At 67.7% G+C, this 21,306-nt stretch carries 15 protein-coding genes and 1 tRNA gene; 12 read left to right on the top strand and 4 right to left on the bottom strand.

Translation table 11 applies throughout. From position 1 onward, the window contains the following. The first annotated feature begins 57 nt into the window (after nt 1-57). Both nudC and CQ040_RS13735 read left to right on the top strand, forming a co-directional pair. Nucleotides 58-939 (top strand): NAD(+) diphosphatase, encoded by an 882-nt coding sequence (gene nudC / locus CQ040_RS13740; protein WP_105526908.1) that lies wholly within the window; start codon nt 58-60, stop codon nt 937-939. Continuing rightward, nucleotides 936-2,657 (top strand): ATP-dependent helicase, encoded by a 1,722-nt coding sequence (locus CQ040_RS13735; protein WP_105526907.1) that lies wholly within the window; start codon nt 936-938, stop codon nt 2,655-2,657. Before nudC ends, CQ040_RS13735 begins: the two co-directional genes overlap by 4 nt. 835 nt (nt 2,658-3,492) lie before the next feature. On the opposite strand, the gene CQ040_RS13730 is transcribed toward CQ040_RS13735, so the two are convergent. After that, on the bottom strand, nt 3,493-4,902 hold the full coding sequence (locus CQ040_RS13730; protein WP_105526906.1) for a zinc-dependent metalloprotease: 1,410 nt from the start codon (nt 4,900-4,902) through the stop codon (nt 3,493-3,495). 118 nt (nt 4,903-5,020) lie between these two features. Between CQ040_RS13730 and CQ040_RS13725 the strand changes: the two genes are divergently transcribed. Next, entirely contained in the window at nt 5,021-6,112 is a 1,092-nt protein-coding gene (locus tag CQ040_RS13725; RefSeq protein WP_105526905.1) for a PDZ domain-containing protein, read from the top strand. A 77-nt stretch (nt 6,113-6,189) separates the two neighbouring features. Further along, on the top strand, nt 6,190-9,099 hold the full coding sequence (locus tag CQ040_RS13720; RefSeq protein WP_105526904.1) for a UPF0182 family protein: 2,910 nt from the start codon (nt 6,190-6,192) through the stop codon (nt 9,097-9,099). A gap of 342 nt (nt 9,100-9,441) precedes the next feature. Here CQ040_RS13720 and CQ040_RS13715 read toward each other — a convergent pair. After that, nucleotides 9,442-9,515 (bottom strand) — tRNA-Met (locus CQ040_RS13715). Nucleotides 9,516-9,610: 95 nt separating this feature from the next. On the opposite strand from CQ040_RS13715, the gene CQ040_RS13710 reads away from it, so the two are divergent. Further along, nucleotides 9,611-10,426 (top strand): carbon-nitrogen hydrolase family protein, encoded by an 816-nt coding sequence (locus CQ040_RS13710; protein WP_105526903.1) that lies wholly within the window; start codon nt 9,611-9,613, stop codon nt 10,424-10,426. Between the two features lie 18 nt (nt 10,427-10,444). On the opposite strand, the gene CQ040_RS13705 is transcribed toward CQ040_RS13710, so the two are convergent. Next, nucleotides 10,445-11,647 (bottom strand): aminotransferase class I/II-fold pyridoxal phosphate-dependent enzyme, encoded by a 1,203-nt coding sequence (locus CQ040_RS13705; RefSeq protein ID WP_105526902.1) that lies wholly within the window; start codon nt 11,645-11,647, stop codon nt 10,445-10,447. A 98-nt stretch (nt 11,648-11,745) separates the two neighbouring features. Between CQ040_RS13705 and CQ040_RS13700 the strand changes: the two genes are divergently transcribed. Genes CQ040_RS13700 through CQ040_RS13690 form a run of 3 tightly spaced genes read left to right on the top strand, consistent with a single transcriptional unit; the run spans nt 11,746 to nt 16,078 of the window. Beyond that, nucleotides 11,746-13,344, top strand: a complete 1,599-nt coding sequence (locus CQ040_RS13700; RefSeq protein WP_258131367.1) for a S1C family serine protease — start codon at nt 11,746-11,748, stop codon at nt 13,342-13,344. Between the two features lie 47 nt (nt 13,345-13,391). Next, the gene (locus CQ040_RS13695) at nt 13,392-14,645 is read left to right on the top strand and encodes a CDP-glycerol glycerophosphotransferase family protein (RefSeq protein WP_105526900.1); all 1,254 of its coding nucleotides are present in this window, start codon (nt 13,392-13,394) and stop codon (nt 14,643-14,645) included. Continuing rightward, nucleotides 14,642-16,078: a CDP-glycerol glycerophosphotransferase family protein gene (locus tag CQ040_RS13690; protein ID WP_105526899.1), complete on the top strand. Its 1,437-nt coding sequence runs from the start codon at nt 14,642-14,644 to the stop codon at nt 16,076-16,078. Before CQ040_RS13695 ends, CQ040_RS13690 begins: the two co-directional genes overlap by 4 nt. 35 nt (nt 16,079-16,113) lie before the next feature. On the opposite strand, the gene CQ040_RS13685 is transcribed toward CQ040_RS13690, so the two are convergent. Continuing rightward, nucleotides 16,114-17,139, bottom strand: coding sequence for a glycosyltransferase family 2 protein (locus CQ040_RS13685; protein WP_374954133.1), 1,026 nt, complete (start codon nt 17,137-17,139; stop codon nt 16,114-16,116). A 171-nt stretch (nt 17,140-17,310) separates the two neighbouring features. On the opposite strand from CQ040_RS13685, the gene CQ040_RS13680 reads away from it, so the two are divergent. The 4 genes from CQ040_RS13680 to CQ040_RS13665 all read left to right on the top strand — a co-directional run bounded on the left by CQ040_RS13680 (nt 17,311) and on the right by CQ040_RS13665 (nt 21,200). Next, entirely contained in the window at nt 17,311-18,594 is a 1,284-nt protein-coding gene (locus tag CQ040_RS13680; RefSeq protein WP_105526898.1) for a CDP-glycerol glycerophosphotransferase family protein, read from the top strand. Between the two features lie 2 nt (nt 18,595-18,596). Further along, complete coding sequence (locus tag CQ040_RS13675) at nt 18,597-19,367, top strand: biotin--[acetyl-CoA-carboxylase] ligase (protein ID WP_374954132.1); 771 nt, start codon at nt 18,597-18,599, stop codon at nt 19,365-19,367. An 86-nt stretch (nt 19,368-19,453) separates the two neighbouring features. Continuing rightward, nucleotides 19,454-19,957 carry a PH domain-containing protein gene (locus CQ040_RS13670; RefSeq protein WP_181156929.1) on the top strand — a complete coding sequence of 168 codons (504 nt, stop codon included), beginning with the start codon at nt 19,454-19,456 and terminating at the stop codon, nt 19,955-19,957. Between the two features lie 118 nt (nt 19,958-20,075). Beyond that, nucleotides 20,076-21,200 (top strand): 5-(carboxyamino)imidazole ribonucleotide synthase, encoded by a 1,125-nt coding sequence (locus CQ040_RS13665; protein WP_105526895.1) that lies wholly within the window; start codon nt 20,076-20,078, stop codon nt 21,198-21,200. The last annotated feature ends 106 nt before the right edge of the window (nt 21,201-21,306 follow it).

The raw sequence follows: 21,306 nt of genomic DNA, 5'->3' as shown, positions 1-21,306 counted from the left end.
GGGTAGGTGGGCTCAGGGGCGGTCCCGCCTCCGCCACGCCCGTGAAAGAGGGAGTCGATGACCATTCAGCGCCCGTCCCTCGACCGTGCAGCCGAACTCCGCGAGGAGCCGGACGTGCTCGATCGCCTGCGCGACGACCCGATGACCCGCGTGATCGTGGTGCGCGAAGGCCGGGTCCGAGTCGTCGATTCCGCATTGCTGCGGGTTCCGCCCGCAGCGGTCGTGGAAGCGACGTGGGCTCTTCTGGGACGCGATGCCGACGGCTCGGTGCTGCTGTTGGCGGCTGCCCCGCCGGAGACCGAAGCGCTCGACGCCGCACCCGACGAGATCTGGCTCGGGCTGCGCGACCTCGGCGGCCGCATCGACGGGCAGGAGTCCGAGCTGCTCATCGGCGCCATCGCCCTCGCCGGCTGGCTTCGCGATGCACCGTTCTGCCCGACGTGCGGTGGGGGGACAGAACTTCAACAGGCCGGGTGGTCGCGGCGCTGTCTCGTATGCGGCCGCCAGCACTTCCCTCGCACGGATCCGGCCGTGATCGTCGCCGTCGAGAGCCGAGACGGCGAACGTCTTCTGCTCGGCGCCAACGCGAACTGGGGCGGACGGATGTTCTCCTGCTTCGCGGGCTTCACCGAAGCAGGGGAGTCGCTCGAATCGACCGCGTACCGCGAGATCGAGGAGGAGTCAGGGGTGCGTCTGTCCGCCCTGCGATACATCTCCTCTCAGGCCTGGCCGTTCCCGCGATCGCTCATGGTCGGGTTCCGTGCCATCGTCGATGACGAGTCAGCGGCGCGCCCCGACGGTGAGGAGATCATCGAGGTGCGCTGGTTCACGCGCGCCGAGATCGGATCCGCGCTCGCCGGAGACGGACCGGTCGGACTCCCAGGTCCCGCATCGATCGCACGGGCGCTGATCATCGACTGGTACGAGGATCGCGCGTGAGCGCACTCGATGCCCTCGACGAGCGGCAGCGGGCGGCAGCATCCGTGTTGCGAGGACCCGTCGCCGTGCTCGCCGGAGCAGGGACCGGAAAGACGCGCGTCATCACGCACCGCATCGCGCACGGTGTCGATACCGGTGCGTATTCGCCGTCGCGTGTGATGGCGGTCACCTTCACCGCCAAAGCCGCGGGCGAGCTCCGGGGCCGTCTACGCGCGCTCGGTGTGGAGGGGGTCGCCGCCCGCACCTTCCACGCGACCGCGCTCGCGCAGTTGAACTTCTTCTGGCCCACGCTCGCCGGCTCGCCGGCCCCGTCGATCATCGACAACAAGGTGCGGATGCTGGGGCAGGCAGCCGATGCGATCCGCCTCCGGCCCACCACCGCGACCCTCCGTGACATCGCCTCCGAGATCGAGTGGCGCAAGGTCTCGATGCTCTCCATCGACCAGTACGCCGCGCTCGGACGCCCCATCAGCGGGGTCGACGCCGGCCAGCTCGTCGAGCTGATGCGCGGGTACGAGGCGCTGAAGGACGACCGTCGCCAGCTCGACTTCGAAGACGTGCTCCTCGCGTGCGCCGGCATGCTGGAGGCCGAGCCGCGGGTCGCCGCCTCCGTCCACGAGCAGTACCGTCACTTCACCGTCGACGAGTTCCAGGACGTCTCTCCGCTGCAGAACCGCCTGCTCGAACTCTGGCTCGGTGACCGGCACGACATCTGCGTGGTCGGCGACGCCAGCCAGACCATCTACTCGTTCGCCGGCGCCGAACAGCGATTCCTGCTCGAGTTCGAGCGTCGTCACCCTGACGCCACCGTGGTGCGGCTGGAGACGAACTACCGGTCCCAGCCCCCGATCCTCACGGTGGCGAACGCTCTGATGCACGGTCGCGCAGGTGCTCTTGAGCTCGTGCCCGCGCGGGAGCAGTTCACCGCGGATGCTCCGACGGTCACCGCATACGACACGGAGGGTGAGGAAGCGGCGGGTATCGCCGCAGCGATCTCCGCGCGTATCGAGGCTGGTGCCTCCCCTTCGGAGATCGCGGTGCTCTACCGCGCCCACGCCCAGTCCGCCGTGCTGCAGCAGGCCCTCGGCGCCGAGGGCATCGCGACGTCGGTTCTGGGAGGGACCCGCTTCTTCTCGATGCCGGAGGTGCGCCAGGCGATCCTCGCGCTGCGCGCTGCCGCCGTCGCTCCGAGCGAACAGGGGTTCCTGCCGGGGGTGCAGCGAGTGCTGCGCGAGCTCGGTCTCACCGAGGAGCCGCCGGCGGCCGGTGGCGCTCAACGCGGCGGCTGGGAGGCGCGACGCGCCATCCTGAGGCTCGCGGAAGAGGCCGGACCCGACGCGAACCTGCGCAGCTTCAGCGACGCCCTGATGGCGCGGGCGAAGGACCAGCACGAGCCGACGATGCGCACGGTGACCCTGTCGACCCTGCATGCGGCGAAGGGCCTCGAATGGGCCCACGTGCACCTGGCGGGCTGGGCCGAGGGCTCATTGCCCATCTCGTACGCGACGACCTTCGAGTCGATCGACGAGGAACGGCGTCTGGCCTATGTAGGTGTCACGCGCGCCGCGCGAACGTTGGCGCTGTCGTGGTCGAGATCTGCGGGGCGGGGGGAGCGGTCCCCGTCGCGGTTCCTCGCTGAGATGGGCACCACGACCCGCGGCACCGGCATTCTTCGTGAAACGACACCGAACGCCACTCGCGCGAACCGTCCTCGCTGACGCGCACCAGACGCCCATCCGAACTCGTGTTCGCGGTGAGGAGCAGGGCCGTGAGCCGCGCGGCCTCAGCGACCTGCGCAGCGCGGATCGGGCCGGGGTCGCGGCCGATCATCTGCGTGTGCAGCAGCGGCCATGCCGGGTCGAGGTCTCTGGCGTGGGCATCACGACAGGTGAGACACGCCGAAGCGCCGGGGTCGACGAGCGGTCCGACGGTCACACGGCCCGGCTCGAACGACACCGGGAGGTGGACGATGTCCTCGCGCAGATAGCGGGCGAACTGCAGGGCGGCAGCGGCTCCCTGCACGAGCACGACACCGACGCCCGGGCGGTCGCCATGGTCGACGAGGGTGATGCCTTCATCCGTGAGCGCGTCGCGCATCCGGTACTCGCTGCGTCCATCGGTGATGCCGATGCTCTCCACCCATGCCGGACGAGCCTGTGCCACGTCGTCGAGCAGCACCGGATCGAGACGGGCGAGTAGCGCCCGTGCGGCGTCGCGTGGTGCACCCGCCGCATGGGCGATCACGTCGAAGGAACCACGTCGGAATCCCGAGCGCAACCTGCTGAGCAGTGGTTCCACCCAGACCGCCTCGGTGTCGACACGCAGATCGCCGTCGTCGCCGAGCTGAAGTGTGTGCTCATCCCGCCACAGCAGCGGTGCGCTCGGGTTCAAGCGCGTGAGGATCGACGGAGTCAGCGGCATCCCACCGATTCTGGAGGGGATGTCGGGTGTACGGGGCCGGAAGGAGGCATCCGTGGACAACTCGACCCCGTCCCCGCAACGGGGGAGGAGAGGTGCGGATGTCCACGGATCAGGCGCGGTCGGCCGCCCGGTTCAGACCGGTCGGTCTCCCTCGGGTGCGGCGTCGCCACCATCCTCGTTCTCGTCGGTCGTGCCGTCTGCCGGCTTGTCCTGCGCGAAGTCATCGCCGTCGAGCAGGCGGGCGAGCGCCTCATCGAATTCGTCGGCAACAGGCTGTTCGCCGCGTTCTGCGGCTTGCAGGCGCGCCACCAGTGAGCTCGGATCGTCGATGTCTTCGGCGGTCGGCATGAGGTCGGGGTAGTCCCAGAGTGAATCGCGTCCGCTGATGCCGACGGCATCCGTCACGGCCTGCCACATGGCCGAGGCCTCGCGCATACGCCGCGGTCGGAGCTTTAGGCCCACCAGCGCGCCGAGCGCGTCCTCGGCAGGTCCGCCAACGGCACGTCGACGTCGGGCTGCCTCTGCGATGCGGGCGCCGTCGGGGAGGCGTGAGGTCGCCTGGGCGGTGACCACGTCCACCCAGCCGTCGATCGTCGCGATGAGGTTCTCGAGCCGGGTGAGCGCCTCACGCTGTGCCTCGCTCTGCACGGGGAGCAGTGCCCCGCCCTCGATGGCCGCACGCAGTTCCTCGGGGTCCGAGGGGTCGAGGCGACTTGCCACGTCTTCGAGGGCGTCCACGTCGACGGTCACTCCGCGTGCGAAGTCGGTGATCTGCGCCATCACGTGCAGGTGCAGCCACTTCGCATGGCGGTAGAGACGCGCATAGGCGAGCTCGCGGGTGGCGAGGTAGAGCGCGATCTGGTCTTCGGGGATCTCGAGACCCTCGCCGAATGCCGTCAGGTTCTGGGGGATGATCGCCGCGGTCCCCGCCGGGAGCACGGGAATGCCGACGTCGCCGCCGGACACCACCTCGAGTGAGAGGTTGCCGAGCACCTGTCCGAACTGCGCGGCGAACACGGAGCCGCCCAGGCCCCGCATCAGCTTGCCCGCGCCCTGGACGACGCTGCGCATCTCTTCGGGCACCTGGGTGTCCAGCGCCGAGGTCAGGGCGTCGGCGATGCTCGTCGACACGGGGTCGGCGATCTCCTTCCACACCGGCAGGGTCTTCTCTACCCACTCGCCTCGGGTCATCGCGGTCGGGGCCTCGGAGAGCTCGGAGATGGTCGTCGCCTCGCCCAGCCACAGGTTCGCGAGGGCGAAGGAGTCGGCGAGTGATGTGCGCGACCCGTCGGTCACGCCCTGTCCGTCGCGGTTGGCGATGAACAGAGCCTGGCGCAGCGCGTTGTCCCAGGGGTCGCCTCCAAAGGCGCCCTGGAGCTGCGACATGATCGTCTGCATCATCGCCGGGTCGAGTGTGAAGCCGTCCATTCCTTCGAACGCGCCCCGGAGCGCCTCGGGATCGATGTCCCCGCCGCTCTGGTTCGCGAGCATCTTCCGCAGGAACTCCTGGAAGTCCTCGGGTGTCGGGTCGTTGTCTGCCATGTCGCTCGCCCTCTCAGCACATCTGTTGCCGTGGCCTCTACGCTAGTCACAGGTTTCTGCGCGCGAACCCGATGCGGGCAGATCGGTGTACGCCGCTCGCGAACGACGGAGGAATGCTGTGGATCGAACGCGGTCTGGGAAGCTCGGACTCGGAGTCTGGGCGCTGGTCGTCGCGCTCATCGCCCTGGTCGTGCTGACGTTCCTGCCGTCGCCCTACGTGATCCAGCGCCCGGGGCCGGTGTACGACACCCTCGGCACCGCGGAAGGCGCAGACGGCGAGCAGGTCCCGCTCATCAGCGTGGAAGGCACCGAGACGTTCGAGACCGCCGGTACGCTCGACCTCACCACTGTCCAGGTCGTCGGCAATCGTGAGCGCACCCCCAGCTGGTTCGAGCTCGCGCTGGCGTGGACGGATTCGTCCAAGGCGGTCGTCCCGCTCGACTCGGTGTTCCCGGCGGGGGTGACCAGCGAGCAGCGTGACGAGCGCAATGCCACGCTGATGGTCGATTCGCAGCACGAGGCAACCGCGGCCGCGTTGAACGAGCTCGGGTACGACACCGGCGCCCAGGTCGTCGTCGTCGAAGCGCTCGCCGACTCACCGGCCTCCGGCATCCTTGAAGCCGACGACGTGATCACCGCGATCGACGGCACGTCGGTGACTTCCGCCACGCAGCTGCGCCAGGCCATCCAGGATTCCGGGGGAGACCCCGTGGTGCTCACCGTGCAGCGCGATGGTGCGGAGCAGACCGTCGAGATCACGCCGGAGAAGCGCACCGAGGGCGACGCCACCGCCTGGCTCATCGGCATCACGCTCCGCACCGACTACGACTTCGAGATCGATGTGACGATCCAGCTCGACAACGTCGGCGGCCCCAGCGCCGGGATGATGTTCGCGCTCGGAATCATCGACACCCTGACCGAAGGCGAGCTCAACGGCGGGAAGGACATCGCGGGCACCGGGACGATCGATGCGGCCGGCACTGTCGGTCCCATCGGCGGCATCCGGCAGAAGCTGTACGGAGCGCGAGATGCCGGGGCCGAGTACTTCCTCGCCCCTGCGGCCAACTGCGATGAGGTCGTCGGGCATGTGCCCGACGGTCTCCAGGTGATCCGCACCGCGACGCTCGACGAGTCGCTGGCTGCGCTCGAGGTCATCGCCGACGGCGGCGACGTCGCCACGCTGCCGAGTTGCGAGAGCACCGGGAGCTGATTCTCCGAGCGCCACCGTGACCGCGCCGTGACCGGGATGACAGCCCGTGCACAGTGAGCGTTGCCTAGGATGGACGGGTGACCTCTCCCTCAGCCCCGAATCCGGCCACGCCTCGAACGTCCCGACGTATTCTCGGTATTTCTCTGGTGATCATCGCCGCATTGATCGCGGTGTTCTTCGTGTTCGCCTCCCTGTACACAGAATTCCTCTGGTTCGACCAGGTGGGCTTCACCGGTGTCCTCACGACGCAGTGGATCGCCACGGCGGTGATGTTCGTGGTGGGCTTCCTCGGTATGGCCGTCCCGCTGTTCGTCGTCATCCAGCTCGCGTACCGGCTCCGTCCCGTGTACGTGCGGCTCAGCTCGCAGCTGGACCGGTACCAGGAGGTCATCGAACCGCTGCGTCGCCTGGCGATGTGGGGCATGCCGATCTTCTTCGGACTGTTCGCCGGCTTCGCGGCCGCAGGGCAGTGGAAGACGGTCTGGCTCTGGGCCAACGGCGTGGCGACCTCCTCGGTCGACCCGCAGTTCGGCATCGACACCGGCTTCTACATGTTCGCGATGCCGTTCTACACGATCCTGCTCGCGTTCGTCTCGGCGGTGCTCCTGCTCTCGCTCCTGGTCACCGCTCTCGTGTCGTACCTCTACGGCTCCGTGCGTATCGGGCAGGGTGAACTGCGCATCTCCAAGCCTGCGCGCATCCAGCTCGCGGTCATCGCAGGTCTCTACCTGCTCGTGCAGGCGGCGAGCCTGTGGCTCGACCAGTACAAGACCCTCGTCGAGCCCGACGACCGCATCACCGGTGCGGCGTACACGGGTGTCAACGCGACGATCCCCGGCCTCGCGATCCTCGCGATCATCGCCGCTGTCGTGGCGATCCTCTTCTTCGTCACGGCCGTCATCGGCCGCTGGCGCTTCCCGCTGGCCGCGACCGCGCTGCTGATCGTCGCCTCGCTCGTCGTCGGTGTCGGATACCCGTGGGTGGTCACCACCTTCCAGGTGAAGCCGAACCAGAACGCCTATCAGGCCGAGTACTACCAGCGGAACATCGACGGCACGAAAGAGGCGTACGGGGTCGCAGACCTCGAGACCACGCCGTTCGCTGCAAAGACGGACGCCGAGGCCGGTCAGCTGCGCGCCGACGCCGAGACCACCGCGTCCACACGCATCATGGACCCGAAGGTCATCCCGCCGACGGTCCGCCAGCTCGAGCAGTACCGCGGGTACTACCAGTTCCAGACGACGATGGACGTCGACCGCTACGAGATCGACGGGAAGATGCAGGACACCGTGGTGTCCGTGCGCGACCTCGACATGTCGGGTCTCGGTGACGGCGACAACTGGAACAACCGCGTCGCGGTCTACACGCACGGCTACGGCCTCGTGGCAGCAGCGGGCAACCAGCGCACCACAGACGGCGAGCCGGTGTTCCTCGAGCGCGGCATCCCCACATCCGGGTTCCTTTCCAATCGTGAGAACTTCGAGCCGCGCGTCTACTTCGGCGAGAACTCGCCCGAGTACTCGATCGTCGGCGCTCCCAAGGACTCTGAGCCCGCGGAGATCGACTACCCGCGCGGCAAGGACGGCTCGAGCGAGACGAAGACGACGTTCGAAGGAGACGGCGGTCCGAAGATCGGCGACACCTTCACGAAGCTCCTCTACGCGCTGAAGTTCCAGTCGGAGCAGATCCTGTTCTCGAACCTCGTGAACGAGGACTCGCAGATCCTGTACGACCGCGATCCGAAGACTCGGGTGCAGAAGGTCGCACCGTACCTCGAGCTCGACAGCGACCCGTACCCGAGCGTGGTGGACGGCCGCATCGTGTGGATCATCGATGGCTACACGACCAGCCAGACGTACCCGTACTCGACGAGCGTGAGCCTGTCTGACGCGATCGCCGACTCCAACATCCCGTCGCCGACGCTCGCCATCGACGACATCAACTACATCCGCAACTCGGTCAAGGCGACGGTCGATGCCTACGACGGTTCCGTGAAGCTGTATGCCTGGGATGCCGAGGACCCGGTGCTCAAGACCTGGCAGAAGGTCTACCCGTCGACGGTGGAGCCGATCAGCGAGATGTCCGGCGAGCTCATGAGCCACGTGCGCTACCCGACCGACCTGTTCAAGGTGCAGCGCGACATCCTCGGCGTCTACCACGTCGACAAGGCCGGCTCGTTCGCCCAGCAGGACAACCGCTGGCAGACGCCGAACGACCCGCGCAGCGAGTCGATGCTGCAGCCGCCGTACTACCTGACCATGCAGATGCCGGGGCAGGACACTCCGCGGTTCTCGATGTTCTCGACCTTCATCCCCAACTCGCAGGGAGCGGGTGGGAGCCGCGACGTGCTGATGGGCTATCTCGCGGTCGATTCGGATGCGGGCTCGGAGAAGGGCAAGAAGGCAGACGGCTACGGCCAGTTGCGCATGCTCGAGATCGACACCGACACCACGGTTCCAGGTCCCGGTCAGGTGCAGAACACCTACAACTCCGATACCTCGGTCGTCCCGCAGCTCAACCTGCTCCAGCAGGGTGAGTCCGAGGTGATCTACGGCAATCTGCTGACGCTGCCCGTCGGTGGCGGTCTGCTCTATGTGCAGCCCGTGTATGTGCAGTCCTCTGAAGGAACGCAGCTGCCGCGACTGCAGAAGGTGCTCGTCGCCTTCGGTGATCGTGTCGCCTTCGAGAACACCCTCACCGAGGCGCTCGACACGCTCTTCGGCGGTGATTCCGGTGCGACCGGTGGTGACGACAGCGTCGAACCCGATCCGGATGCGGTCGTTCCCGACACCGGTGAGGTGCCGGCCGAGCCGACGCCGCCGACGACGGATGCTCAGGCAGACGCACTGTCCGCAGCGCAGGCTGCTCTGATCGACCGCGAGACGGCACTGAAGTCGGGTGACCTCGCCAAGTTCGCCGAGGCCGATGAGCGTCTGACCGCAGCCGTGCAGAAGCTGCTCGAATTGGACGCCGCAGAGGGCAAGTGACCCTCCTCTAGAAAGCCGAACGGGCGCCCCTCCGGGGGCGCCCGTTCGCGTCTGTGGGCTATGGCTGCGGGCTTCCTCCGCTACATCGCCGGCGACCGCATCGAGGTCCCGTCCGCGGGGTCCCCACCCGCCGATCAGATCACCCCGATCGTGGTGGAGGAGGCCATGGCCGAGGTCGGCCATCGACATCACGGCAGAAGCGCCTCAGGTGCCCACGACCGAGGTGCTACAGGCTTCCGACGACGTGATCACGATTGTGCGATGCGTGCCCGTCGTAGCCGGATGCTCAAAGCGAAAGGCCCCCTGACCTGGATTTCTCCGAGTCAGAGGGCCTTTCATTTGTTGCGGGGACAGGATTTGAACCTGCGACCTCCGGGTTATGAGCCCGGCGAGCTACCGAACTGCTCCACCCCGCGGCACAAGAAGAAACTTATCACGGATTCCGAGGTCGGGCGAATCGAGGGGGCCTCCGCGTGACGTCCCGGGCGTGTCGATGCGAGAGGATGAGGGTATGTCCGAGACTGCAGCCGTTCCTGTCGCCGTATGCCAGTTCGCGCCCACGGCCTCCCGCGCCGACAACCGCGAGCGGATCGCGGAGCTCACGGCGGATGCCGTGGCGCGCGGTGCGAAGCTGATCGTCTTCCCGGAGTACTCGAGCTACTTCGTCGACCCGATGGATGACACTCTGGCCGCGAACGCCGAAGACCTCGACGGGGAGTTCGTCACGACCCTCACCGCGCTGGCCGCCGACTACGCGGTCGTCATCGTCGCGGGACTCGCTGAACGGGCAACAGAGGGCCATCGGGTGCGGAACACAGTCGTGGCGGTGCGGGGCGACGGAATCCTCGCGGTCTACCGCAAACAGCACCTCTACGACGCGTTCGGGCAGACCGAGTCCGATTGGGTGGAAGCCGGGGCGTTGGGGGAGGCAGCGACGTTCGAGCTGGGCGGTCTGCGTTTCGGGCTCATGACCTGTTACGACCTGCGCTTCCCCGAGGTCGGACGTTCACTGGTGGATGCTGCTGCCGACGTCCTGGTCGTGCCGGCCGAGTGGGTCAGGGGGCCTCTCAAGGAGCACCACTGGACGACGCTGCTCGCCGCGCGCGCGATCGAGAACACCGTGTACGTGGTCGCCGCAGACCACCCGACACCGATCGGCGTGGGGCATTCGCAGATCGTCGACCCTCAGGGCGTCGTGCTCGCGGGCGTGGGGACGGCCTCGGGGATCGCGGTCGCGGTCGTCGAGAGATCGGTCATCGAGCGGGTGCGGGAGACGAACCCGTCGCTGCGTGTGCGACGATATGCCGTCGTCGCCCGCGAGCTCTAGGCCGCGATCGCCGCGAGTTCAGACGGAGAACCGTGCGAGGCGCACGGCGGCTTCCTCGAGCACGTCGACGCGCTTGCAGGCGGCGAAACGCACCAGTCCCGAGTATTCGTGCCTGTTCGACTCTGACACGAACGCGGTCAGCGGGATCGCCACCACTCCTGCGCGTTCCGGCAAGGCTCGGCAGAAGGCTGCAGCATCCGCTCCGCCGAGGGCGGTCGCGTCCGCGACCGTGAAGTAGCCGCCCTGCGGGGCGTGCACGGTGAAGCCGGCCGCACGCAGCCCGTCACCGAGGATCTCGTGCTTGCGGGCGAGCACAGCCGCAGCGCCGGTGAAGTAGGAGTCATCCATCCGCAGTCCGACGGCGATGGCGGGCTGGAACGCGGATCCGTTCACGTACGTGAGGTACTGCTTTACCGTGAGCACGGCCGTGATGAGCGCGGCAGGCCCATGGACCCAGCCGATCTTCCAGCCGGTCGTGGAGAAGGTCTTGCCGGCAGAGGAGATGGTCAGCGTGCGCTCGGCGGCTCCGGGCAGCGTGGCGATCGGCGTATGCGGCGAGTCGAAGGCCAGGTGCTCGTACACCTCGTCGGTGACGATGATCGCGTCGTGCTTCTCGGCCAGTCGGACGACCTCTTCGAGCACTCCACGACCGAACACCGCGCCCGTGGGATTGTGCGGATCGTTGATCAGGATGATCCGCGTGCGATCGGTCACGCTCGCAGCGAGCTGTTCGAGATCAGGCTGGAAGTCCGGTGCGCGCAGGGGAACGGTGCGAAGACGGGCACCCGCCAATGCGACGGCGGCGGCATACGAGTCGTAGTACGGCTCGAAGACGACCACCTCGTCTTCCGGCCCATCGATGAGAGCGAGCAGGGTCGCCGTCAGCGCTTCGGTAGCTCCTGCCGTCACGATCACTTCGCTGGCCGGGTCCACGTCGAGCCCGTAGAACCGATGCTGATGGGCGCTGATGGCCTCGAGCAGGTCGGGGATGCCGCGTCCTGGCGGGTACTGGTTGGCGCCGTTGGCGATCGCGCTGCGCGCTGCCTCCAACACCTCGGCCGGCCCATCCTCATCGGGGAAGCCCTGGCCGAGATTTATCGCACCTGTACGGGCCGCTGCGGCCGACATCTCTGCGAAGATGGTGGGCGCGACGGTTCCGTCTGAGGCGAGCAGGCCTGCACCTGCTGCCGTGCGCCGCCAGGCGCCGGGGATGACACTCATGAAGAACAGGCTAAGGCCATAGCTGAAACTCATCTTCGACATAGAGAACGCACAGATACAGGCGTCATTCTGAAATGGTCGTTGAAGGAGCACACACCATGAACGAAGACAACACTCAGGACCAGTCGGCATCCGCGTCGAACGACGCCGTGCCGTCCACCGAGGCTGCAGAGGTCGCCGCTCAGTCGGCTACGCCTGACGCCGCTGACATCACCGGACCGGCCACCACCGCTCCGGCTCCCGCCGCGCCGGCCGTCGCCGCGCCCGCGCAGGGACACGAGGTGCCATCGACCTTCACGTCGCAGGCACCGGCCGCACCCATGATCGCGCCCGTACCGAACGGCTACGCGGCACCGACCACTCCCGCGCAGGCCACCGCACCGGGAGCTGCTTTCGGCATCCCCACGGCGGCGTCCTACACCCAGCCCACCCAGCCACTCGATGGCGGAGCACCTATGGGTGCATCGGCAGACGGTACTAAGACCAAAGAGCAGAAGTCTCGTGGGGGCGCGAAGTTCGCCGCGTTCATCGTCGCGGCAGCCCTCGTCGGCGGTGTCGCCGGCTTCGGCGGCGGTGCGCTGCTCAGCGGACTCCAGGATCGTCCTTCCTCCGGCACAGCCGAAGGCCCGCAGACGGTCACGGTGAACAACCCCGGTTCGGTCAATGAGACCACCGCTGTCGCGACCGCAGCACTGCCGTCGGTCGTCACGATCGAGGTGGCAGGCGCCGACCAGGGTGGCAGCGGATCCGGCGTGATCATCAGCGATGACGGCTACGTGCTCACCAACACGCACGTCGTCACGCTCGGCGGTGCGGTCGCTGACCCGACCATCCGAGTGACCACCTCGGACGGGCGCATCTACGAGGCGACCGTCGTCGGCACAGACCCGATCTACGACCTCGCCGTGATCAAGCTGAAGGACGCCAAGGGCCTCACGCCCATGGAGTTCGCCGATTCGTCGAAGCTCAACGTCGGTGACACGGCGGTCGCGCTCGGTGCCCCGCTGGGACTCGCGAACTCGGTGACGACCGGAATCGTGAGCGCACTGAACCGGAGCATCCAGATCGCGTCCTCCGCGCTGCCGGATTCGTCCTCCGAGGACGCCCCCGACCAGCAGCAGGCGCCGGACCAGGGCCAGGGCCAGGGGCCGTTCCAGTTCGACATCCCGGGCAACAGCAACCAGCAGACGTCCGATTCCATCTCGATCGCAGTCATCCAGACGGATGCGGCGATCAACCATGGCAACTCGGGTGGGGCCCTCGTGAACAGCAAGGGTGAGCTGATCGGCATCAACGTGGCGATCGCGAGTTCGGGCAGCTCCGAGGAATCGGGCTCGATCGGTATCGGGTTCGCCATTCCGTCGAACATCGCCAAGCGGGTCTCCGACGAGATCATCGCCGACGGGGCCGCGACACACGGTCTGCTCGGCGCATCCGTCCAGGACGCATCGAGCGTCCAGGGAGCGACCGTCTCCGGGGCGTACATCGCCAAGGCGACGGATGGCGGCGCCGCGGCAGCAGGAGGCCTGAAGGAGGGTGACATCGTCACCGAATTCAACGGGGTTCCGATCACCAGTGCCAGCGACCTCACGGCCCAGGTGCGTGCGGCGGCAGCCGGCAGCACCGCCAAGGTCACCTACGTCCGGGACGGCAAGTCCTACGACATCGAGGTGACGCTCGGCGAACTCGCCGGCTGACCTTCGCGCTCACAGAGAAGGACGCCACCCCGCGATAGGCTCGCGGGGTGGCGTCCTTCTCTTTCGGCACCGGCAATGCGGCCAAGCTGCTCCTGATCCCGTTGTATGCCGTCGGGCGCATCGGTACCTTCCTCCTTCCGCGTGGCCGGCGCTGGGTGTTCGGCTGCGGTGCCGGAATCGGTGATGGAGCCCTCGCTCTCCAGCGATACGCGTCATCGGCCGGGCATGACACCCTCTGGCTCACGGCTTCCGACCGCGAGGATCGCGAGGCTGCAGCCCTCGGCATCCGCTTCGTCCGAAAGAGCGGTCTGCGGGGGTGGTGGGCGACCGCGCGGGCCGGCGTGCTCGTCGTGACCCATGGGCTCGGTGACGTGAACCGCTACGCGAACGGAGGCGGGTTCGTCGTCCAGCTCTGGCATGGGATCCCGTTGAAGCGGATCGGCTTGGACTCGCCCGCGACGACCCAGGTGCCGAATGTTCCCGGCGCCACGGTGCTACGCCGCGCGGTCGGAGTCCTCTATCGCGCGGCCGCCCAGCGGATCCGGGTGCTTCCTGCGGCATCCCACCGGGCGAGGGGCCGCCTGGAGTCCGCGTTCGGACTCGGCGACGATCGTGTGGTCGTGACCGGCGAACCTCGAGTCGATGTGCTCTCCCGCGGTTCCGCCGCCGAGGCTCGGAACGCAGCATCCACCGTGCTCCGAAGTGTCGTGGGGGAGATCCCCGAGGCGACGCGCACGATCCTGTACGCGCCGACCTGGCGAGACGGTGCCGCCGACCCTGCGGTCCCGACCGCGGGAGAGTGGATCCGTATCCTTCGTGTGCTGGAGGAGAACGACGCGATCCTGCTGGTGCGCTCGCACCCGCTGGGGGAGGGGGCATACGCGCCGCCGCTTCCGAGTAGACGAGTGCGCGCACTGAGCGCTGCACTCCTCGCGGATGTGACTCCCGCGCTCGCAGCGGTCGACGTGCTCGTCACCGACTACTCCTCACTGGCCTACGACGTCGGTCTGCTGCGGATGCCGGTGCTCTTCTTGGCGCCGGACTCCGAGGAGTACGCCCGCACACGTGGTTTCTACGGCCGCTTCGACGATGTCGCAGGCCCCGACGCGGCCGGTGACTGGTCGCAGGTGCTCGCGCAACTCGAAGCCCTGTTCACGGACGATGGTGCGTACGACGCGGCGTCGTCCCGTTCCGCTACGCTCAGCGCGGAGATGCACGCGTATCGCGACGGACGCAACACCGAACGCGTCTACCAGGTCATCCGTGCGCGGGGGATTCCCGCGCCGAAGGGAGCAGCATGACAACGGCCCGCATCGATGACGAGGCGGAGTCCCTGATCATCGCAGGGACCGGTCAGCGACCGGCGGCGGCTGCACTGGTCGGACCGCGAGCGCGCGTCGATGCTCGCATCAGCGGCGGCGGCAAGACCTGGAAGGCCACGTTCCCGTTGCAGGCGTCGCGCTGGGGCGGCCCATCGCTTCCGCTGCCGACCGGGCGGTACGAGCTGCGGATCGCGGGTGTCGATCTCGATGAAGTGCGACTGGCCTCGGTGGTACTCAAGGGCGTGCGCGTCGCTGTGGACGGCGGCGTCGTCCGCATCGCCGCGCCGATCGACCCGGTGTACGAGACCGCAGAAGGGCGCTCGACGTTGGAAGAACGCTACGTGGCGCAGGCGGGCGGGACCGAGAACGCCGTGTTCTTCGAGAGCTTCTACGGACGAAGCGTCGGCTGCAATCCTCGGGCCATCGACCGTGAGCTCGCGGCACGGGCCCCCGAGGTACGTCGGTACTGGAGCGTCGCCGATCTCTCTGTCGAGGTTCCAGAGGGTGCCGTCGCCGTCGTGGAAGGCAGCCCTCAATGGTGGCACGCGCGCGGTGCCGCCCGCCTGCTGGTGGTCAATGACTGGCTGCGCCGTCGGTTCGCCCGCAAGACAGGACAGAAGGTCTTGCAGACCTGGCACGGCACGCCGTTGAAGCGGCTCGCGCTGCATCGTCCCGGCTTCGATCCGCGGCGGATGGCTGCCGTCGTCAAGGAATCGCGTCGGTGGGACGTGCTTCTCGCTCAGAACACCTACTCCGAGCGCATTCTCCGCAAGGCATATGCATTCTTCGGCCGTCCGATCTGGGTGGAGGGATACCCACGCAACGACGCGCTGACCACCGGCGATCCCGCCGCTGTCCGCAGCGCGCTGGGTATCGGTGCCGAGGAGCGGGTGCTCCTCTACGCACCGACCTGGCGTGATGACAGAGCGGAGATGGTCGACTTCATCGATGCCGAACTGCTCGCCCAGCAGGCGAATGCCGTCGTGTTGGTGCGCGGCCACTCCCGCACGCTGGAACAGGGGCGGGACCGCGCCGGTGCGAGAGTCATCGACGTCACCGGCTATCCGGAGACCGCGCGACTGCTCCTCGTCGCAGACGCACTGATCACCGACTACTCCTCGGTGATGTTCGACTTCAGCGTCACGGGAAAACCCATATACTTCCTGGTTCCCGACATCGACCACTATCGTGGCCAGCTGCGAGGCTTCTACTTCGATCTCGCGGAGAGGGCCCCCGGACCGCTAGTGCGGACGCAGGAGGAACTCACTGCCGCCCTGGACGATCAGGGTCACGTGGCGGCTTATGCGGAGCGCTATGCGGCGTGGCGCAAGCAGTTCAACTCCCGCGATGACGGTCATGCCGCCGAGCGTGTGGTCGACCGCATCCTGGATCTGGGCTTCGTCACGCGCTGAGTCCGGAGGAGGTCGGCCTCAGGGCAGAGGGGTGCTCAGGGGAGCGGGGTGTTGCGTGTGCCCAGACGTGATGCGTCGACGGTGTCCCGAGCGCCGCGGAGGACGCCGCCGAGGAAGCCGAGCCCCCACGAGATGTGCATCGTCGGGAGCACGAGCAGGGTCCACAGGCGCTGGCGCACACCCCCTCCACCGGGCGCGAGCGCTACGCCCAGCACGAGCAGCAGGTACAGTGCGAGCGGCCCGTACACGAGGAGCGACACGATCAGCGAGAAGACGCCGCTGAGCACACCCGTCAGCTGCAGGACCCCGGCGACGAGGGCGAGCGCCACCACGACGACGAGCGCGGGTGGAGCGAAGTAGCGGATGCCGTTGCGGCGCCCGAACCGGCGCACCAGCTCGCCGCGCCACGCACCGGTGGCGCGGAACTGCCGTGCCAGGCGCAGCCAGCTCTCCCGCGGCCAGTACGTGACAGACAGTTCAGGGTCGAACCAGACCCGGTGGCCGGCCTGGCGGATGCGGAGGTTGAGCTCCCAGTCCTCGCCACGCCGGATCGACTCATCGAACAGGCCGATCTCGTCGAGAACGTCGCGGCGCATCACACCGAGATAGGCGGATTCGGCCTCGCCCTCTTGTGAGCTCCCGTGATACGCCCCTCCACCGAGCCCGACAGGGGAGTTGTAGAGACGGGCGACCGCTTTCTGGAAGGGCGTGCGTCCTTCGGCATGCATGACGCCGCCGACGTTGGCCGATTCGGTGCGCTCCAGGGTCTGCAGCGCGCGGGCTGCGTAGCCGGGGGAGAGTTCGGAGTGCGCGTCGACGCGCAGAATCGTCGCGTATCGACTCGCGCGGATTGCGGCGTTCAAGCCCACGGGGATGTGAGCCGCCGGATTGTCGACCAGTCTGATGCGGTCGTCCGTCGCGGCGAGTCGGCGGGCAAGCTCCGTGGTGCCGTCGTTCGACGGGCCGAGAGCGAGGACGAGCTCCGTCGGCACATCGACGTCCTGGGCGAGCACCGACGCGATCGCGTGCTCGAGGTAGGCGCGCTCGTTGAGCACCGGCATCACGAAGGACACCCCGGGCAGGGGAGCTGCTGATTCGTCTGCGGACACATGATGATCATGGCATGGTGTCTTCGGGCGTTCCCTGATGAGGATGGGTGAGGCGCTCGACCGCAGGCCGTGCCATCCCGCTGCAGGCCGGTGGATCCGCCGAGGACGAACTATTCTGGAGGGATGGGTGCATTGTCTGACGCGAAGAAGGCGTACCGTCTGCTGAAGCGGGCGCTCGCATCCCGCACCGCCGTGCAGCGCGTGCGCCGGCGGCTCGCAGAACGCGAGCCGTACCCGGTCGGTCACTTCAAGGTCGCGGTGTACTTCGCCGATGGTGCGGTGAACATGTACCAGATGCGCCAGTGGTACCGCCCGCTCGCCGAGCTCTCGAAGCGCTGGCCCGTCGTCGTGCTCTCCAGGCAGGCGACCGGAACCGAGAAGCTGCTCGAAGAGGATGCTCCGCCGGTAGCCTTCGTGCCGAAGATCCGTGATCTGGAGCGGTTCATCGCGACGCAGGACATCCGCGTCGTGCTGTACGTGAATCAGAACACGCGGAACTTCCAGATGTTCCGCTACGGGCGACGCTGGCACGTCTTCATCAACCACGGTGAGTCCGACAAGATGTACATGACCACCAATCAGTACAAGGCCTACGACTACGCATTCGTCGCCGGGCAGGCCGCGCGCGACCGCCTGTCGCGCACCCTGTGGGACTACGACGTGGATCACCGCACGATCGAGATCGGGCGCCCCCAGGCGGACCACTACTCGGGGGCGCTGCCGTACACGCCGGACGAGCGAACCGTCGTGCTCTACGCGCCCACCTGGGAGGGCGACCGTCCCAGCGCTCACTACGGCTCGATCGCGACGCATGGCGAGGCGCTCGTGAGCCGACTGCTGGCAACAGGTGCACACCGCGTGATCTATCGCCCGCACCCCCGCAGTGGGGTGGTCGACGAGGCCTACGGGGCCGCGCATCGACGGATCGTCGCGGCGATCAACGCGGCGAACGCGGCCGATGCGACCGCTCACCACATCTATGACGCCGCTCCGGAACTCGGCTGGCAGCTCACCGCGGCCGACGTCGCCGTCGTGGACATCTCGGCGATGGTCTACGACCGGCTCGCGGCGGGGAAGCCGCTGATGATCACGCGCCCGGCGGACGACGAGGCCTCCATCGACACGCAGGGATACCTCGCCGACTGCGAGTGGCTGACCGCGGAGGCGGCCACCGACATCGTCGCCGAAGTCGAGCGGGTACGAGCCGACGAGGCCGCGACCGCACGATTGCGGATGTGGGTGCAGCACTACTTCGGCGACACCACCCAGGGGGTCGCCACCGCGAAGTTCCACGCCGCGATCGATGGCCTCATGAAGGAGTGGGAGCGGTGGCAGGCCCATGAGGTGGGGACCATCCGCGAAGACGAGGACGATGACGACGAAGAAGTCGACGACGAGGACGTATGAGTATGGATCTCCCACTCGCTGCGGCCACGGCACCGCGCCTGGAACTCGTCACGCACACCGGCTCCACGAACGCAGATCTGCGTGCGAAGGCGGACGATGCCGTCGGCTGGCCGCATCTCTCGACCCTTGTGACGCGCAACCAGACGGCGGGGCGTGGCCGGCTCGATCGCACCTGGGTGGCGCCAGACGGTTCGGCGCTGGCCATCTCCGTGCTGCTGCGGGCGATCCCTGACCACCCGGCCGCACGGAGCTGGATTCCACTCGTTGCAGGACTCGCGATGTCCGAAGCGATAGCCGACCAGCTCCCGCAGCACGATGTCGCCGTGAAGTGGCCGAATGACGTCCTCGTCGATGGGCGCAAGATCTGCGGGATTCTCGCCGAGGCGACGACGGACGCGGTGATCGTCGGTGCTGGCGTCAACACGGCGATGACGATCGAGCAGCTTCCGGTGCCGACCGCGACCTCGTTCGCGTCGCTCGACGTCGATGTCGATGAAGACCGGCTGCTGGCCGCGTACCTCGAGCGGCTCGGTCGTCACCTGTCGGCGCTGACTGCCGCGGAGGACGCTGTCGCGAGCGGCCTGCATGCAGCGGTGTCCGCGCGGTGCGCAACGCTCGGGCAGCCTGTTCGAGTGTCGATGCCCGCTGACCGCATCCTCGAGGGAGTGGCGACGGCGATCGACGCGAATGGCCGACTTCTCGTCGAATCCGACGGGGTGGAGCACGCCATCTCCGCCGGCGACGTCGTGCATGTGCGCGCGACCGGAAGCTGACACGCCGCCGCACAGACGGCTTTGTCGCAGATCACAGGCACAATGGTGGGGTGACCCAGCCTGTGACGCTCGGCGGCCGGCCCCTGATGCCACCGCCCGGTACACCTTCGGAGGAGCTGCTGATCGCGCGCTTTCGGAGCCACGCACGCCGCCTGTTCTGGTCGGCCCTCGTGCTGATCGCGACTTTCGGCGCCACAGCCTACTTCTTCGGCAACCTGCCTGCGGGGTTCGAAGACTGGATGCTTCTGACCGCCGCGGGCGCACTGGTGTTGCTCGCCGTGGTGCTGCCGTTCGTCGTCTGGTACTCCCGGAGCACCACTGTGACGACCAGGCGTGTCATCGCACGCCAGGGGATCGGTGCTCGTCGTCGCCACGAGATGTCGCATGCGAGGGGATACACGATCGCAGTTCGTCGTGGTCCGCTTCAGCGGATGTGGGGTTCGGGAACGATCACGCTCTCGAACGGGGTCGACGCTCCGCTCCGCCTGCCGAACGTCCCCAACGTGACGCTCGTGCATGAGACTCTCGCCGATCAGATCGAGGTCGGGCAGATCCTCGCTCATCGTGACGCGCAGGCCACCGGCGACTGAACATCTCCGGTGCAGGGCGGCTGAGGTCCAGGTCGTCGGCTGCGCCGTCGAATCCGCAACCTGTCGTGCGCGCCCTGATGGGTGCGGGAGAATGGGTCCAGACGAATGGAGGCGGCACATGGCGCTGCGTGTTGGCGTGATCGGCGGAGGACAGCTGGCTCGGATGATGATCGCTCCGGCGGTCGAACTCGGACTGGAGCTGCGAGTGCTCGCCGAAGGTGAAGGGATGTCGGCCGGACTCGCGGCCACCGCGGTCGGCGACTATCGCGATCTCGAGGCGGTGCGTGCCTTCGCCGCAGACGTCGACGTGATCACCTTCGACCACGAGCATGTGCCGCAGGACGTGCTGCGGCAACTCGTCGCCGATGGTGTGGTCGTGCACCCGGGGCCCGACGCGCTCCAGTACGCGCAGGACAAGCTCGTCATGCGTGCGCGCCTTGCCGAGCTCGGGATCCCCCAGCCGGATTGGGCGGCCGTGCGCACCGTCGCTGAACTGCAGGCATTCCTCGACGAGCACGCAGGCGCCGGCGTCGTGAAGACCCCGCGCGGAGGATACGACGGCAAGGGAGTGCGGGTCGTGCGAACGGCAGGGGAGGCGCAGGATTGGCTGGATGCGCTCGCCCAAGGTGACGCGCTCCTCGTCGAAGAGCTCGTTCCGTTCGTGCGCGAGCTCGCCCAGCAGGTGGCGCGTCGCCCCGGTGGCGAGATCGTCGCGTACCCCGTGGTGGAGACCGTGCAGCGCGACGGTGTGTGCGCCGAGGTCATCGCTCCGGCTCCCGCGGCCGCCGAGCGCCTGGCCGAGGTGGCAGAGGCAATCGGACGCACCATCGCGGAGGGACTCGGTGTGACCGGAATGCTTGCCGTCGAGCTGTTCGAGACCGACGACGAACGAATCCTCGTCAACGAACTCGCCATGCGACCGCACAACAGTGGGCATTGGAGCCAGGACGGAGCGGTCACAGGCCAGTTCGAACAGCACCTGCGCGCTGTCGCCGACCTTCCGCTCGGGAGCACGGCACCGCGCGCCACGTGGTCGGTGATGGTGAACATCCTCGGCGGACCTGTCGAAGGCACGCTGGACGAGCGTTTCGGTGCTGCCATGGCAGAGCATCCGCAGGCGAAGATCCACACCTACGGGAAAGCTCCGAGGCCAGGTCGCAAGGTCGGTCACGTGAATGTCGCCGATGACGATCTCGATGATGCGGTGTACGTCGCACGAGCCGTCGCCGCGCACTTCCTCTGACTCACGGCCACCTTCGGCTTTTCGCCGACACATGCGTGCAAGGGGTGTGCCGTTCGGGGATTCTCACAGCGGCAGACCGTACCCTGATCTGGTGACCGAGCCACTG

It is taken from the genome of Microbacterium sp. MYb54 (assembly GCF_002979515.1).
In the GTDB taxonomy this organism is placed as follows: Bacteria; Actinomycetota; Actinomycetes; order Actinomycetales; family Microbacteriaceae; genus Microbacterium.
The sequence above is the reverse complement of the archived record's forward strand: the minus strand, read 5'-3'. Positions and strand labels throughout refer to the sequence as shown.

Bases quoted from the DNA above. Each gene is read 5' to 3' on its own strand.
- CQ040_RS13700 (WP_258131367.1), top strand. From the start codon at position 11,746: ATGAACGAAGACAACACTCAGGACCAGTCGGCATCCGCGTCGAACGAC.
- CQ040_RS13670 (WP_181156929.1), top strand. From the start codon at position 19,454: ATGCCACCGCCCGGTACACCTTCGGAGGAGCTGCTGATCGCGCGCTTT.
- CQ040_RS13675 (WP_374954132.1), top strand. From the start codon at position 18,597: ATGGATCTCCCACTCGCTGCGGCCACGGCACCGCGCCTGGAACTCGTC.
- CQ040_RS13710 (WP_105526903.1), top strand. From the start codon at position 9,611: ATGTCCGAGACTGCAGCCGTTCCTGTCGCCGTATGCCAGTTCGCGCCC.
- CQ040_RS13665 (WP_105526895.1), top strand. From the start codon at position 20,076: ATGGCGCTGCGTGTTGGCGTGATCGGCGGAGGACAGCTGGCTCGGATG.
- CQ040_RS13685 (WP_374954133.1), bottom strand. From the start codon at position 17,139: ATGCCGGTGCTCAACGAGCGCGCCTACCTCGAGCACGCGATCGCGTCG.
- CQ040_RS13730 (WP_105526906.1), bottom strand. From the start codon at position 4,902: ATGGCAGACAACGACCCGACACCCGAGGACTTCCAGGAGTTCCTGCGG.
- nudC (WP_105526908.1), top strand. From the start codon at position 58: ATGACCATTCAGCGCCCGTCCCTCGACCGTGCAGCCGAACTCCGCGAG.
- CQ040_RS13680 (WP_105526898.1), top strand. From the start codon at position 17,311: ATGGGTGCATTGTCTGACGCGAAGAAGGCGTACCGTCTGCTGAAGCGG.
- CQ040_RS13705 (WP_105526902.1), bottom strand. From the start codon at position 11,647: ATGAGTGTCATCCCCGGCGCCTGGCGGCGCACGGCAGCAGGTGCAGGC.
- CQ040_RS13690 (WP_105526899.1), top strand. From the start codon at position 14,642: ATGACAACGGCCCGCATCGATGACGAGGCGGAGTCCCTGATCATCGCA.